Annotated in this window: 13 protein-coding genes; 3 read left to right on the forward strand and 10 right to left on the reverse strand. The window is 37.0% G+C overall.

All coding sequences use genetic code 11. The annotated features are described in order from the left end of the window. Window positions 1-27: 27 nt before the first annotated feature. On the reverse strand, window positions 28-1365 hold the full coding sequence (locus U9Q18_03895; protein ID MEA3313497.1) for a TrpB-like pyridoxal phosphate-dependent enzyme: 1338 nt from the start codon (window positions 1363-1365) through the stop codon (window positions 28-30). A gap of 311 nt (window positions 1366-1676) precedes the next feature. Continuing rightward, window positions 1677-2981 (reverse strand): aspartate aminotransferase family protein, encoded by a 1305-nt coding sequence (locus U9Q18_03900; protein MEA3313498.1) that lies wholly within the window; start codon window positions 2979-2981, stop codon window positions 1677-1679. Between the two features lie 187 nt (window positions 2982-3168). Here U9Q18_03900 and U9Q18_03905 point away from each other — a divergent pair, with 187 nt between their 5' ends. The 3 genes from U9Q18_03905 to U9Q18_03915 all read left to right on the forward strand — a co-directional run bounded on the left by U9Q18_03905 (window position 3169) and on the right by U9Q18_03915 (window position 6474). Further along, window positions 3169-4083 carry a phosphate acyltransferase gene (locus U9Q18_03905; protein ID MEA3313499.1) on the forward strand — a complete coding sequence of 305 codons (915 nt, stop codon included), beginning with the start codon at window positions 3169-3171 and terminating at the stop codon, window positions 4081-4083. Then, on the forward strand, window positions 4080-5144 hold the full coding sequence (buk, locus tag U9Q18_03910; GenBank protein ID MEA3313500.1) for a butyrate kinase: 1065 nt from the start codon (window positions 4080-4082) through the stop codon (window positions 5142-5144). Before U9Q18_03905 ends, buk begins: the two co-directional genes overlap by 4 nt. A 904-nt stretch (window positions 5145-6048) precedes the next feature. Then, window positions 6049-6474 (forward strand): hypothetical protein, encoded by a 426-nt coding sequence (locus U9Q18_03915; protein ID MEA3313501.1) that lies wholly within the window; start codon window positions 6049-6051, stop codon window positions 6472-6474. On the opposite strand, the gene U9Q18_03920 is transcribed toward U9Q18_03915, so the two are convergent. The 8 genes from U9Q18_03920 to U9Q18_03955 are packed head-to-tail and all read right to left on the reverse strand — an operon-like array spanning window position 6452 to window position 14943. Next, entirely contained in the window at window positions 6452-6805 is a 354-nt protein-coding gene (locus tag U9Q18_03920; protein ID MEA3313502.1) for a DUF1667 domain-containing protein, read from the reverse strand. The two genes, U9Q18_03915 and U9Q18_03920, sit on opposite strands and share 23 nt — an antisense overlap. Then, window positions 6802-8043 (reverse strand): NAD(P)/FAD-dependent oxidoreductase, encoded by a 1242-nt coding sequence (locus tag U9Q18_03925; protein ID MEA3313503.1) that lies wholly within the window; start codon window positions 8041-8043, stop codon window positions 6802-6804. Before U9Q18_03925 ends, U9Q18_03920 begins: the two co-directional genes overlap by 4 nt. Continuing rightward, entirely contained in the window at window positions 8040-8354 is a 315-nt protein-coding gene (locus U9Q18_03930; GenBank protein MEA3313504.1) for an iron-containing alcohol dehydrogenase, read from the reverse strand. The genes U9Q18_03925 and U9Q18_03930 overlap by 4 nt, the downstream gene beginning before the upstream one ends. Window position 8355: 1 nt before the next feature. Continuing rightward, complete coding sequence (locus U9Q18_03935) at window positions 8356-9912, reverse strand: FGGY-family carbohydrate kinase (GenBank protein MEA3313505.1); 1557 nt, start codon at window positions 9910-9912, stop codon at window positions 8356-8358. Beyond that, window positions 9909-11633, reverse strand: a complete 1725-nt coding sequence (locus U9Q18_03940) for an NAD(P)/FAD-dependent oxidoreductase (GenBank protein MEA3313506.1) — start codon at window positions 11631-11633, stop codon at window positions 9909-9911. The genes U9Q18_03935 and U9Q18_03940 overlap by 4 nt, the downstream gene beginning before the upstream one ends. Beyond that, window positions 11626-12684, reverse strand: coding sequence for a (Fe-S)-binding protein (locus U9Q18_03945; protein MEA3313507.1), 1059 nt, complete (start codon window positions 12682-12684; stop codon window positions 11626-11628). The genes U9Q18_03940 and U9Q18_03945 overlap by 8 nt, the downstream gene beginning before the upstream one ends. Then, window positions 12665-14242 carry an FAD-binding oxidoreductase gene (locus U9Q18_03950; protein ID MEA3313508.1) on the reverse strand — a complete coding sequence of 526 codons (1578 nt, stop codon included), beginning with the start codon at window positions 14240-14242 and terminating at the stop codon, window positions 12665-12667. The genes U9Q18_03945 and U9Q18_03950 overlap by 20 nt, the downstream gene beginning before the upstream one ends. Then, entirely contained in the window at window positions 14239-14943 is a 705-nt protein-coding gene (locus U9Q18_03955) for a GntR family transcriptional regulator (GenBank protein MEA3313509.1), read from the reverse strand. The genes U9Q18_03950 and U9Q18_03955 overlap by 4 nt, the downstream gene beginning before the upstream one ends. Window positions 14944-14987 lie beyond the last annotated feature (44 nt).

Consider the following 14987-nt stretch of genomic DNA (forward strand, 5'->3'; position numbering starts at 1 on the left):
CGGCGTTATTCCACACGCCCGCTAATTTTAAATCTCCGGAAGATTTTTTATTGCTCTTTCTATCTCCTCTTCAGGATATTCGTAATCATGCAGCTCTCCATTAAAATATGCATCGTATGCTGCAAGATCAAAGTGTCCGTGCCCGGAGAAATTAAATACAATTACATCATTTTTTGTTGCCTTTTTTGCTTCTTCAGCCACTGCTTTTATTGCATGATTTGTCTCAGGCGCAGGGAGGATCCCTTCTGTTCTTGCAAAGAGAACGCCTACTCCAAAAACTTCCCTTTGATAGTAAGCCTGCGCTTCAAGCAAGTTTAATTTTTTTAAGAGACTCAAGATAGGCGAATCTCCATGATACCTCAACCCCCCGGCATGAATAGTAGGAGGAACAAATGAACTACCAAGCGTAAACATTTTAAAAAGAGGGGTAACCTTACCAGTATCACCGTAATCATACCTGTACTTTCCTTTAGTAAATGTAGGACAAGCTTTTGGTTCAACTGCAATAAAACGAATATTTTCTCCATTAAGTTTCCTTGGAAGAAATGGCAACATAAATCCACCAAAGTTACTTCCACCGCCAACACACCCAATCAAAATCGTAGGTTTTACATCTGCCTTGTTAAGTTGCTTCTCCGTTTCAAGCCCTATAATAGTCTGGTGAAGTAAAACATGGTTTGCTACACTTCCCATTGCGTATTTTACATCACTATGAGTTGCTGCATCCTCAACTGCTTCAGATATTGCAATCCCCAAGCTGCCAGAAGTTCCAGGGAACTCTTCTCGCATTTTTCTCCCAATCTGCGTCATATCCGTTGGGGATGAGTAACACTTTCCACCCCAGGTTTCCATTAGAGACTTCCTGTATGGTTTCTGTTCATAGCTTACCTTTACCATATAAACTTTAACTTCAACTCCAAGCTGAGCTCCGGCAAATGAAAGCGCCGACCCCCACTGTCCCGCACCTGTTTCAGTAACAAGTTTTTTTATACCTTCTCTCTTGTTGTAGTATGCCTGTGCAAGTGCAGTATTTGGTTTATGGGACCCTGGAGGCGAAACAGACTCATTTTTGTAAAATATCTTTGCCTTTGTACCAATTGCCTTTTCAAAATTTTCAGCACGTACAAGAGGAGTTGGACGCCACATTGCATAAGCTTCCAATAACTCTTTCGGAATGTCAATAAAGTGCTTATCAGACATTTCCTGTTTCACACACTCCTTTGAAAAAACCCGCTCAAGTTGTTCTGGCCTTACTGGCTGTTTCGTCTCAGGGTCGATGGGCGGTGGTAGAGGCTCAGGAAGGTCAGGTAATGCATTGTACCACCTTTTTGGCAGTTCATTTTCATTCAATAATACTTTCTTCATTTCTTTCCTCCTTATCTAAATTTTTAAAACAGAAAATAAAAAAGGCCTCGTTTCCGAGGCCTTTTAAACAAATTATAGTTATGTTACGTGCGGGCTAAGCAGTATCCAAATAAACCCCGGAAGATTTTATGTCTTCGAGGCACCACCACATCCAACTAAAAAAATTCTTAGAACTGCTTACCTTTATTTTTTCCATTTGATGAACATTTTAATAAGAAAAATTCGTTTGTCAAGAAAAATCTCTATAAAATTTTTAAAAAAACAGAGCCCGTCATAAAACCGGGCTCTGTGCTATACTTTATTTATATTTTCTACTTTGTTACTGTTCCAATTGCTCTATCAAGTACATCCAATCCTTCGTTTAGCTGTTCGTCAGTAATCACAAGTGGGATAAGAAAACGAATAACGTTACCATGAATCCCCGCTCCTGCAAGAATTAATCCATTCTTCATTGCTTCCTGGATTACAGCTTTTGCAGTATCGCTATCTGGCTCCCACGTATCTCTATCTTTAATAAACTCTATTGCCCTAAGTGCGCTAATGCCTCTTGTTTCTCCTATTGCTGGATATTTTTTCTTTATTTCATTAAGCCGTTTTTTAATGATGCCTCCAAGGTATACTGCCCTCTCCAGCAAATGCTCTTCTTCGATAATATTTATCACCTCAATCCCTGCCCTACAAGCTAGTGGATTTCCACCAAATGTGCTTCCAATAGAACTATTCGGTAAACTATCAAAATATTTTTTATTTCCAACAACTGCTGACAGAGGAAGTCCTGCTGCAATAGATTTACCTAAAGAAATGAGATCTGGAATAACATTCCAATTTTGTATGGCAAAAAGCTTTCCTGTTCTCCCATACCCGCTCTGCACTTCATCTGCAACAAACATAATGCCATACTTTTCAGTTACTCGCCGTATTTCTTCTAAGAATCCTTCAGGTGGAATATTAAATCCGCCTTCTCCCTGAATTGGCTCAATGACAACTGCTGCAATATTTTCTGGACATACATGGTCTTTCAGAATTTGTTCAAAATCACTAACCTTTAGTTTATTCACATGAGAATTCGGGAAAGGTAATCTGTAAACTTCTGACGCAAAAGGACCGTAAATATACTTGTATGGCATTGCTCTATGAGTCATTGTCATTGTCAAAAGAGTTCTGCCATGGAAAGCATAATCAAACACAACAATTCCTTTTCTCTTTGTAACACCTTTAGCAATCTTCACTGCATTTTCAACAGCTTCTGCGCCACTATTAAAGAACCCTACTTGTTTTTCAAAATCTCCCGGAGCTCTCTCTGCAATCATCTTTGCAAGATCCGCAAACGGTTCGTACGGCACCGCTGTGAAATCAGTGTGAAGATATTTTTCCACCTGGTCTTTAATGGCATTTACAACTTTTTCGGGCGTATGACCGACAGTAAGACATCCCCAACCGCCAGTGAAATCAATAAACTTATTACCATCTACATCTTCTATAACGGCACCATGACCTTTTTTTGCATAAAATGACGCCAGAGAACCCATCGTGGAAGCAACATATTTTGCCCTTTTTTCTTCAATAATTCTACTCTTTGGACCGGGAATTTCAGTTTTGATTAAAATGCTGCCCATATTTTCATCTCCTTTTTTTATATGTCTATTTATTAGTTAAATTCCACATCAAGATTATCAAAAGATATAATAAAGTCAACACCTATATAAAATTTTTTAAAACATAATTTTTTACAATAATATACCAATAATACTTGGAAAAAATAGCATTTCTTATTACAATTCATTAAGAAAGGAAGGCGCAAAAATGGAAATAAAAAAAATAGATGACATAGTAAAAATAGTAGAAGGAAGGCCTAAAAAAAGAGTAGCAATAGCGTTTGGCGAAGATTTTCACAGTTTACAGGCAGCTGAAAAGGGGATAAAAGAAGGGATGTTTAATGTAATAAATTTTGTAAGAAAAACCAAAGTAGAAGAGATAGCGCAAAAAAACAATATTGATACATCTCTTATGGAAATTGTTAATGTAGAAGACGATGACAAAGCAATAAAACTTGCTGTTAAAGCTGTGAGAGAAGGAAGAGCAGATATTTTAATGAAGGGAATTGTAAGCTCTTCAAAATACCTCAAGGGAATACTAAATAAGGAATACGGGCTTTTGCCAGAAGGAAAATTACTCTCCAATGCGGCTTTTATTGAAGTGCCTACTTATCACAAACTTCTTATTGTGTCTGATCCAGGAGTCATTATCAAGCCAACTTTAGAAATGAAGATTCAGCAGGTTAAATACTGCGTGGATGTTGCAATAAAAATCGGGATAAAAAACCCGAAAGTTGCTATACTATCCGCAGTAGAAACAGTAAATCCAAAGATGGAATCCACAATAGATGCTGCAATTATCGCACAGATGAACAGACGTGGACAGATTAAAAACTGTACCATCGACGGGCCATTGTCAATGGATCTTGCCGTATCGAAAGTAGCAGCTGAAATAAAAAAGGTAGATTCGAAAGTAGCAGGAGACGCAGACATCCTCATATTCCCAAATATAGAAACAGGAAATGTTTTCTACAAATGCGCTACAAAGCTCCTTAATGCAAAAACAGCTGCCGTTCTGCTTGGAACAACAGCACCATGTATTCTGCCGTCCAGGGGAGATACCACAGAAATAAAATTCTATTCGCTAATCGTTGCTTCAGCAATGGCTGGAGAGAACAAATGAAAATTCTCGTCATAAATCCAGGTTCTACATCCACAAAAATAAGTATATTCGAGGATAAAAAAGAAGTTTATAAAGAAAAACTCGATCACCAAAAAGAAGAAATTGCGAAATTCCCCCATATACCAGACCAGTTTGAATTCAGAAAACAAATTGTTTTAAATGCACTCAAAAAAGCTAGATTCAACTTAAATGATTTTGATGCAATTGGTGCAAGAGGAGGCAATACGCACCCCCTTGAATCAGGGACATACAGGGTTAATGAAAAAATGATTGAAGACCTTATGGGCTTGCAATACGGGGAGCATGCATCAAACCTTGGAGCACCACTCGCTTATACACTTGCAAACGAAGTAGGAATCCCCGCATTCATTGTTGACCCAGTTATTGTGGATGAAATGCAGCTTGTTGCGAAAGTTACCGGACTTAAAGGCATTGAAAGAAGAGCAAAAGATCATCCATTAAATCAGAAAGCAGCAGCAAGAGAAGCAGCAAAGAAATTAGGTATCACATACGGCGAAGGAAATTTTATTGTAGCACACTTAGGTGGCGGCATATCCGTTGCTTCACACAAAAAGGGAAGAATAATTGATGTAAACGATGCTTTAAACGGTGATGGGCCATTTTCACCAGAGCGCGCGGGAGATCTGCCAAATATTGCAGTTGTTGATATGTGCTTCTCAGGAAAATATACAAAAGAAGAAATCAAAAAATCCCTTGCAGGTAAAGGCGGGCTTGTTTCTCACCTTGAGACAAATTCATTAATAAAAGTAGAAAAGATGATTGCAGATGGCAACAAATATGCAAAACTGGTATTTGATGCCATGGTCTACCAGATTGCAAAAGAAATAGGGAAACACGCCACAGTAATGAGGGGGGAAGTAGATGCAATTGTGCTTACGGGTGGACTTGCCAATTCAGAGCAACTTATAAACGGTATAAAAGAATATGTAACCTTTATTGCCCCTCTGTTTGTATATCCCGGCGAGCACGAAATGGAAGCAATTGCACGAGGTGTAAGAAGAGTATTAGAAAACAAAGAAAAAGCAAAAGAATACAGTTAGAATATTATTAAATAGCAGCTTATTTTCAAAAAAAATTATCTATCACTTATTTCATTTGTAAAAAAATAAATGAATATCAAAAAATAACATAAGTACTGTCACAAATGGCGAAACAACAGAGTAATCTCGGTCATTTCAAAGGAATACAGTTTATCAAATCTTGTTCTTATCTTACAATAAACTCAAAAGTATTTCTTTGGTTACAGCAAAACAAAGAATGCCACTTAAAAGGCTAACGAAATATCTAACTAAAAATAATACAAAAAATATTTAAAATTCTTATGAAAATCATGGAAAATTTTCCGACTTATGGATCTAAATATATGAGAGAAGAAGTTTTTGATAGATAATGTAGCAGAAAGAAATGCGGAAAAGGAAAACTTTATTTGAGGGAGGTGGCACAAGTGAATGTAAAAATATTGAATAAAAAGATAAATGTAAAAGTTATTCAAAAAATAGCGGTTTAAAGAGGCATTTATGAGAATAACAGAAAAAAGTCCGAAAGTTCTCTTAAAAAAACGGAACTTTTTTGCAAGTTAGGTGTCTAATATATAGAAGGAGAATTTTTTAAAAGGCGATAATAAAAAATGAAGAAAAGGTGATCATCGTATATTGTGAGGAGCTTGGGAAACGAGTGAAGTAGCAATCCCGACTTTAACAAACAGACATTATTTTAAGGAAACTTTATTTAAAGGAGGCAGTGCAGTATGAGAGTCATAAGCTGATGAATAAAAGGCAAATTGAGGATTATCTTGTACAGAAGCCGGTAACAACTGAGCGAAAATTGTGCAAAGAGGAAAAAGGTATAAAATATTAAAAAAGAATCAGAGGCAAGAAGAAAAGAGTTTTTATTAATTGTCTTAAAAGGCAAAAATAAAAAATTATACAAGGAGATCATACTATAATGAAGAATATTACAAAAGAAGTTAGGCCTTTGCAAGTTGTTAAAATGACTCTCTCAATTCTAATAATAGTAATTTTTGGGCTGAATTTATTCTCCACACAGAGTGTTTCTTCAGCTTCTTATTATCCAACAACTCCAATTGTATTTTCCAACATAAGCGATAAGTCAGGAGATTATCCTGCTGTCTGTTATTCTACCACAAAAAATGGTTACAATGTGAACGGACATATCTATGTAAAATTCCAAGATCTTGCTACTCCTCTTGGTGCGGCTTACACAGTTGTTTCAGGACCTACATATGTACTTACGATAAATGGCCAGAGCAACTATTTTTATCCATCGTCAACTACCTCATACTCTCAAATCTATTATACAATACTCGATAAATCTAATAACCAAACGACTACATACTACGCGTTGCAATAATGTTTACTTTAGTTCCGGCAATATTTTTCACAATAACTTTGTACATTTTGACAGGGGCATTAATTTCAATTTTTGCAATATCTTCCATTATTACGGGGATGAGTCTTTTGGGAATAGGCTTGTCGGTACGCACAGGAAGCATGTTAAATTCTGCACCTTCTATTCTCACAGTCGTTGTAAGTACACGCAGAGGTTCCTCCAGTTCCTGAACAACAAATTCTTTTCCTCGCGCACACTTATTCCCTTTCAGTGAAATTATTTTGCCTTTTTCTTCTTCGGCATCAATCTCACAACCCATAGGGCATATAACGCAAGTAAAGTGCTTTATCATTCCTTCACCTCTTTTATGGAAACGGTAATGTCGTCTTTTACTGATAAAAGTTTATCTTTTAATATCTTAATTCTTATCATCTCATTTGGACGGGCATAAAATCTCCTCATCTTCATATTCAACGGTTGTATTTCAATATCAACGGTTTTTTCTATCCATTTTTTTGAACGAAAAAATATAACAAGATCATCCCTATACGAATACATCTGAGGAAAAAGTATCCCTACATTTTTGCCGGGAAGTATATTAATAAATTTTTTGTTTTCCCATTTTTCTTTTGCAAACTCTGCAGCATTTTTGCCTGCAATTACCCCTGTTTCAGCAACATAATCGACAAGGTCAAACACAACAGATACATTGCCGGAAGAAAAAATGCCAAGAACTGATGTTTCCATTGTTTCTGTCATAACAGGCCCTTTTGTGTTAGAGGAAATTTCAATATTGGCTTCTTTTGAAAGCTCATTTTCAGGGATAAGCCCCACTGATAAAAGCAGTGTATCGCATTTAACAAATTCTTCTGTTCCCTTTATCGGTTGCATCTTGCCATCTACCTTTGCAACAATAACACCGGTAACCCTATCCTTTCCTTTTATCTCCATCACGGTATGGGAAAGGTAAAGCGGAATATCAAAATCATTCAGGCATTGTACGATATTTCTTTTAAGGCCACCCGGGTGATTCATAATTTCATATACGCCTTTTACTTTTGCACCTTCCAGTGTAAGTCGCCTTGCCATAATAAGTCCAATATCTCCCGAACCAAGAATAACTACTTCCTTTCCTGGCAAATATCCATCAATATTAATAAATCGCTGCGCCACACCAGCAGTATATATGCCTGCAGGACGGGTGCCAGGTATAACAAGATTGCCTCTGGCACGCTCGCGGCATCCCATTGCAAGAACAATACTTTTTGAGTCGATGTTAAACACTCCGTGCTTAGAATTTACAGCCGTGATTGTGCGATCTTTTGAAAGGTGGATTGCCATAGTGTCAAGCATATAATCAACACCCTCTTTATTTATATCATCTATTAGCCGCTCTGCATACTCCGGCCCTGTAAGGTCTTTTTTAAATAGTTCAAGACCAAAACCATTATGGATACATTGTTTTAATATTCCCCCCAACTCATCTTCTCTCTCAAGTATCAACACTCTTTTTGCACCGTTTCTTTTTGCAAAAAGAGCAGAAACAAGTCCTCCGGGGCCTCCTCCAATTACTGTTACATCAGCTTTCAATGCACTTCCTCCTCAATCGCAATAAATCCATCGCAGCTATTTTTCTCATATAGGTCTGCAATTTTATTTACAACACCCACTGAAGAATCCTGTGGAACTTCATTAAAAATACCTCCAACTTCAACACCGTTTTCCTTCAACCCATTTACAACATACTCCACAAGCCCTAATTTCTCAATTACTTCATCCGTCACAATAAGTGGCTTTTTTACGCTCATATCTTCCAATTCTACACTAAAATCAGAAGCTACTCCCTCACCAAAGATAATTTTAGTTGGTACATAAAACTGAAAAAATTCTGATAAACCCATATCATCCTCCTTTCTTTTCATACCACTTTGTAATATCGTATATTTTGTGATACAATCCCTTTAATGATGGATAAACATTTTTATACACTTCATTAAACAATCTATTGTATATTTCTACATTCTTTGGAATAGGAATGAATTTCTCTTCAGGTCTAACCATATTTGCTACCGCTGTTTCAAAACTTTCATATATACCCAGAGCAATAGATGCATCTATTGCAGCACCAAGAGCAGAAAGGTGTGGTGTATGTATTCTCATTGTGGGAAGATTAAACACATCAGCAGTAATTTGCATAATCTCATCACTTTCGGATCCTCCTCCTCCAACACGCAATTCTTCAACTTTTGTACCTGAATATTTTTGCATAATTTCCATAAGCCGTTTTACCTCATAAGCAATCCCTTCGATGATAGCCCTGTAGACATGTACTCTCGTATGGTTGCCAGAAAATCCTATAATTGCACCTTTTGAGTGCGGATCGAATGCAAATGGTGACCAATAGGGTTGCAGAATTAATCCATCTGAACCAGGAGGAATTTCACTCATTTCTTTATCAAGTAAATTCTCAGGCGAAATGCCCATTTTTTCTGTCTGTTCTTCTTCATGTTTTGCAAATTCTTTTCTAAACCAGGATACCATCCAGTACCCTCTCCCTACAAATCCTTCAAGAGCCCATTTGTCAGGCACAGCACTACCCCATGTAAAAAAATCCATCCTGGGATGTGTCACATATTTTTTACTAAACATCTCAATCACTGCTGCTGTGCCATAACTTACCTCTGCAATATCACAACCTATACCACCTGCCCCAAGCAGCTCTGATTGCTTGTCCCCCGCACCAATAATGATAGGAAGCCCTTCCTTCACTCCAAAATCTTTTGCCCCTGTTTTTGATACGTGTCCTGCAATATCTGTAGGAGAGACAAGATCTGGAAGTTTTTTCCTTTCTACTCCAAATACTTTATAAACAAGCGGATTTTTGTGCCAGGCAAGCTGCTTTAAATCAATTGGAAAAAGTCCTACAATCATTGAAGAACAATCTTTAAATTCCCCTGTAAGAGCATAGAATATGTGCGATGAAACGGTAAGAAACTTATAAGTTTTTCTATAATTTTCTGGCTCGTGCTTGCGAAGCCAGTTGAACTTTGATCGTCTTTGGTATTTTTTAAGTGTCTCCTCCATACCTCCTATCTTTATAAATAATCTTCCTATTCCACCCGGAAGGGACAAACCATCCGTCTTTCTTTCATCAAGCCAGGTAATCGCAGGACGAATTACTTTACCATTTCTATCCACAGGGATAATAGTGCTTCTATGAGTTGTGATAGAAATAGCAACAAAATCATCTTCTAACACACCAGAATCTTTTACTGCTTTTTTTGTCACTTTTTTTACGATTGATAAATATTGTTCGGCGTCTTGCTCGGCAAAATCAGGCTGTACAGAAAAATATGGCGTTACGGAGTGCATTCCTTTAGATATTTCATTTCCCTTTTCATCAAATACAAATGCCTTGATATTTTGAGTCCCTCCGTCAACCACAATAAAATATTTCATTTCTCCCCCTTTTTTGTTTTTCCATCCAGAATAAATGATTTTTCTCCGTTTTTTGTAATACGTTCCTTCTTTAATTTTTTTTCTTGCTCTATTATATCCATCACCCTTGGCAAACAAAAGCCACCCTGACATCTTCCCATACCTGCCCGCGTCCTTCTTTTTATCGCATCAACACTTTCTACCGGAATACTATTATGCAATACATTAACAATTTCTTTTTCACTTACATGCTCGCACCTGCAAATAATATGGCCATGCAAAGAATCCTCTTTTACGCGTTTGATAATCTCGCTTTCGTCCGTTTCGGAAAATGGTTTAAATCTTTTCCTTACAGGATTAAACTCATTTTTTACATCAGGATTCAATTCATCCCTCACAATTTCATACACCCTCTCGGCTATAGCAGGCGCAGAGGCGAGACCCGGAGATTGTATACCAGCTACATGAATCAAACCTTTTATTTTTTGTGATGGCTCGATAATAAAATCTTCCTTAAACGTCGCAGCCCTCGCTCCTGCAAAATATGTAATAATTTTATCCTTGCTTGCCTTAGGATATTCTGGTTTAAGACGCGAAAGAATAGGCACAAATTTTTCAAAAAGTCCGTTTATGTCTCCCAAAGTTGTTGCAGTATCCTCCCTATCTTCTACTTCGCAGGCAGTAGGACCAAGTTGGAGATTACCGTCAATTGTAGGAATAAAACCACCACCTTTTGAGCGCGGGTTTCTATTTTTTCTCATGCTAAAGCTACCCAGTACCGTCTTCATGGGTTGGTAAGTTTTATCAAAAATAATCGTTGCTCCCATTCTGGGATGGATTGTAAAAAACCTATCTCCTGCAAATTCAGCAATCTTATCAGCGTATAAACCAGCAGCATTAATTAAGCAATGCGTTTTGATGGTACCCTGCGTCGTTTCCACTGCTTTAACAAAGCTATTCTCAGTACATACCCCGATAACAGAAGTTTCAAGGAATAATTTTACCCCATTACTTATAGCATTTTCCATATAAGCAATAGTCAATTCAAATGGGGATATAATACCTGTATTCCATACAAGCAGGCCCTTTTTTATATGCTGTGCAAGTCCGGGCTCTACTTTATCTAATTCTTCCCTATTTAAAATCTTTGACGGAGGGTCCCTATGCCACTTGACTAAACTATGAAGTGCAAAAAGCATTAACTCTTCCTTTAAATTCTCGCCAACGATAAGTGTGCCTATCCTCTTAAACGGAATGTCAAGTTCGACTGCAACTTTATCGAACATTGCATTGCCCTTATAATTCATCTCCCACCTTAACGTGCCGCGCTTTGTTAAAAATGCAGGATGAATCATACCATTGTTATGTGCGGTTTGGTCAACACCAATATCGCTGTGCCTCTCCAGTACGGCTATACTCAAATTAAATTTGGATAATTCTCGTGCAATTGCTGCACCTATCACTCCTGCTCCAACAATTACTACATCAAACTCTATTCCATTAAGTTTGTCTGAAACTTTTTCAGAAAATATAATTTTCTTTTCCAGTGGGTAATGTAAATTCGAAACAACTCCTCTAAATTGATTAAAAGAAGCAGCAATAAACCCAGCTTTAAGTGATTTATCGTATGAAGAAACATTGCCATTTAGATAAACAGCATTATCAATAATTCTTACTTCTACTTTTTCTTTATTCTCTTTGAAAATTCTGTAGTTGATTTCTTTAGAAAGTTTATTATTCAAGTGCATCTCCTATAATTTCTACGATATCCTTCATTTGAAGAGACTTTAATACATCTTTACAGGTAGGACAAGCAGAAACATACTCTGGTGCTTTTGTTGCTTTAAGCTCATTTTCTCTCATACTGCTTATTGCATCACGCGTATTTCCATCGCCGACTTTTGTTTTTCCACCACAACAATGTGCATCCTTTTCAGTATAAGCTGGTTCAAGTAAAGAGTATCCGATATTTTTTAAAATTGCTCTCGGCGTTTCTAATATATCAAGGTCTTTTGCAAGAATACATGGATCATGATATGTAATGGATTTATTTTCAACTTTTTTAAGCGATAGCTTGCCGTCATCAATAAGCTCTTTGGTAAACGTTAAAACATGCACAATGTCAACACCTATATCTACTCCAACTTCTGCATAATGTTTTTTCATTATTTTAATACATGTCGGACAGTTTGTTATGATCCGTTTAACTCCTTTTTCTTTAATGAGTTTTTCCATTTGCTCTGCTTTTTCCTTAAATCCATCCATATCTCCCGCAAAAAAGAGTGGCGCACCGCAACAAATATCGCCACCACCAAACTCCTTTACATCTACGTGCGCTTGATTTAGAATTTTCTCAGTTGCAGAAAGAATATTCTTATCCTTAAAAGTATTACAGGAGACAAAAAACCCTATCTCTCCTTCCCCCTTATCGATCGTTTCCCTTTCACCGCTTGGATTGCCAAACCTGTTAAAATTCTCAAGCACCTCCCCTACAAGAGAAGGCACGAAACCTTTTTCAAATGCAATGTTACGCTCATTTGCAATGAAATCTCTTATGTCAAAGTCGACATATTGGCAATTTACAACACAACTTCCACAAAGAGCACACTGGAATATAGTATCAAAAAATCCATCTTTGTCCTCAAGTAAATCTTTCTTGCTGTAAAGTATAAGGCGCGCCTTTTTCTGTGGAGTAAATGCTTCATTACCTGTTGCAAGGTAAACAGGGCAACTAAATTTGCACATATTTGGACACATTGAACACTCTATTAATCTATTTAACTGCTTCTTCATCTTTTCCCTCCACAAGTTTTCCAGGATTAAAAATATGATTTTTATCTACTGCATTTATCACATCTTTCATTAATTTTTCGCCTGCAATTCCAAGCTCCTTTTGCATAAATGGCTTCCGCAAAAAGCCTATTCCGTGATGATGGCTTATAGAGCCATTATGGCGTAGAGTCGTTTCCATCGCGGCTGTCCACGTATCCTCATAATATTTTAACTGGTCTTTTGGAAACCCTGCAAATGTAATATACAAACAAGCTGATTCAGGATAAAAGTGCGAATAATGTCCAGAAACGGACACTGCTCCTTTTACGTTTGACATAGACACAATGATATCATTATAGAGTGCGGGAGCATCCGTAAATAAAGACACTACTTCAATTGTATCCACAATCCCTCCGTTTCGTAATATTGTGGGGCCCAGATGCACATCAAACCGTTTACTAAGCCATATGTCAACTGGTTTTGCGCCGATAGAAATACCATTATACTCTTCTGCCTTTTTTTTAATTACTCTATCTTCCAGGAATACAAAATCCTCATCCCCTTCGGAAATAAAAATTACTGCGACTTTGCCCGCAAGTTTTTCCATTCCCTCAAAACTTATTTTATTCTTTGATTCATTTAATATGCTTAAAACTTTTGGAGAAACTTTTCCTTTTAGAATTTTGCTTGCAATACCAAAAGCTTGTCGATATGTGTCGCGCTTAGACACAACGCCAAAGTAACGTTCAGTTTCGTCCTTATCAAAAATCCTTACCACAGCAGGCTTTGCATCTGTCTGAACAACTTCTCTTACCATATCAAGTGCTGTTTCAACAGAATCAAATGCAAAACTGTTTTTAACAACTTTCTCTGGTGTTTTATGCACAGAAAGATATACCTCCGTAATAATCCCTATTGTACCTTCAGAACCAAGAAAAATATGTTTTAGAGAAGGTCCTGTAGATTTTCTTGATACTGGCTTTATGCGAAGAATCTCCCCGTCAGGCAATACTGCTGTAAGTCCCAGCAACATATCTTCAATCTTTCCGTATTTTGTAGAAAACTGCCCAGCAGCACGCGTTGAGACCCAACCTCCAACAGTAGAACAAGGAATGGATTGTGGAATGTTCCCCAATGAATAACCCTTATAATTCAATTCTTTCTCTAAATTTGTACCGATGATTCCAGATTCAAATACAGCAACCTGTGAAACTTCGTCAAGAGAAATAAATTTATTCATCCGCTGCGTGTTTAATATAATACTTCCATTAAACGGAATTGCCGCACCAAGTACACCTGAACCTCCACCAAATGGAGTAATCTGCACGTGATATTTATTTGCAAGTCTTACAACTTTTTGAACCTCTTCTGTATTTTTCGGGGAAACCACAGCGGATGGAATGACAGGAATTTCACCAAACTGAGTTTTATAAACACCGTAAAGCCAATAATCCACGCTGTATGAGATAAGGTCTCTTTCTTTTTCTGAGACATATTTTTCACCTACAATACGCTTCACTTCTTCAATAAATTCATAAGGAATGTCTTTACCTTTTGATAAAAAACTCTTTACATTCAAATCCTCACCTCACTTTTAAATGAATATAAATCAGCCCTTGCACTAAAAATAAGGTAATAAATTGGTTTATTGTAGTTAAACCATGTACGGTTAATACTGAGCATTGGTGTTTCTTTTTTTAGCAAAAGAAGCTTCATCTCTTCTTTTGTGGAGATTCTCGAAGAAATTCCTTGATTAATCCGTGTCACCGGAATCTTACATTTATGCACAATAATCTGGTAATAAGAACCTTTAAAATTATATTTGTTTAAACAATCAAACAAATCAACTGGAAAATAAGAATCTTCGATTGCAAAAGATTGTTCATCAGTAAAACGTATTCTTCTTGTGTATAGAACCTTTTCTGCTTTCAGTGTTTCTATCGCTACCTTTGGCGGGTGGTTTAGAATCTTTTTGTTGATAAGTTTGTCTCCTGGTCTTACTCCTCTTGCTTCAAGCTCTACAGTAAAGCTCGCCATAGGCTCTATTGGATCCATGGGATATTTCCGTACAACAAATGCTCCCACTCCTTGCTTTTTATGTATATATCCAAGCCGTTCAAGTTCTATCACTGCTCTTCTTGCCGTTTCTCTACCAACTTTAAATTCATTTCTTAGATTTCGTTCGGAAGGAAGAAGAGTGTCTAAATTGTATTTTCCTTCTTCTATTCTTCTCACAAGCTCGTTTCGCAACTTAATATAAAGTGGTATTCCATCTTTCATTTTTTTCTCCCCTATACGGATATCCGTATAAGTTATAATATAAA

Source organism: Caldisericota bacterium, from assembly GCA_034717215.1.
Classification (GTDB): domain Bacteria; phylum Caldisericota; class Caldisericia; order Caldisericales; family Caldisericaceae; genus UBA646.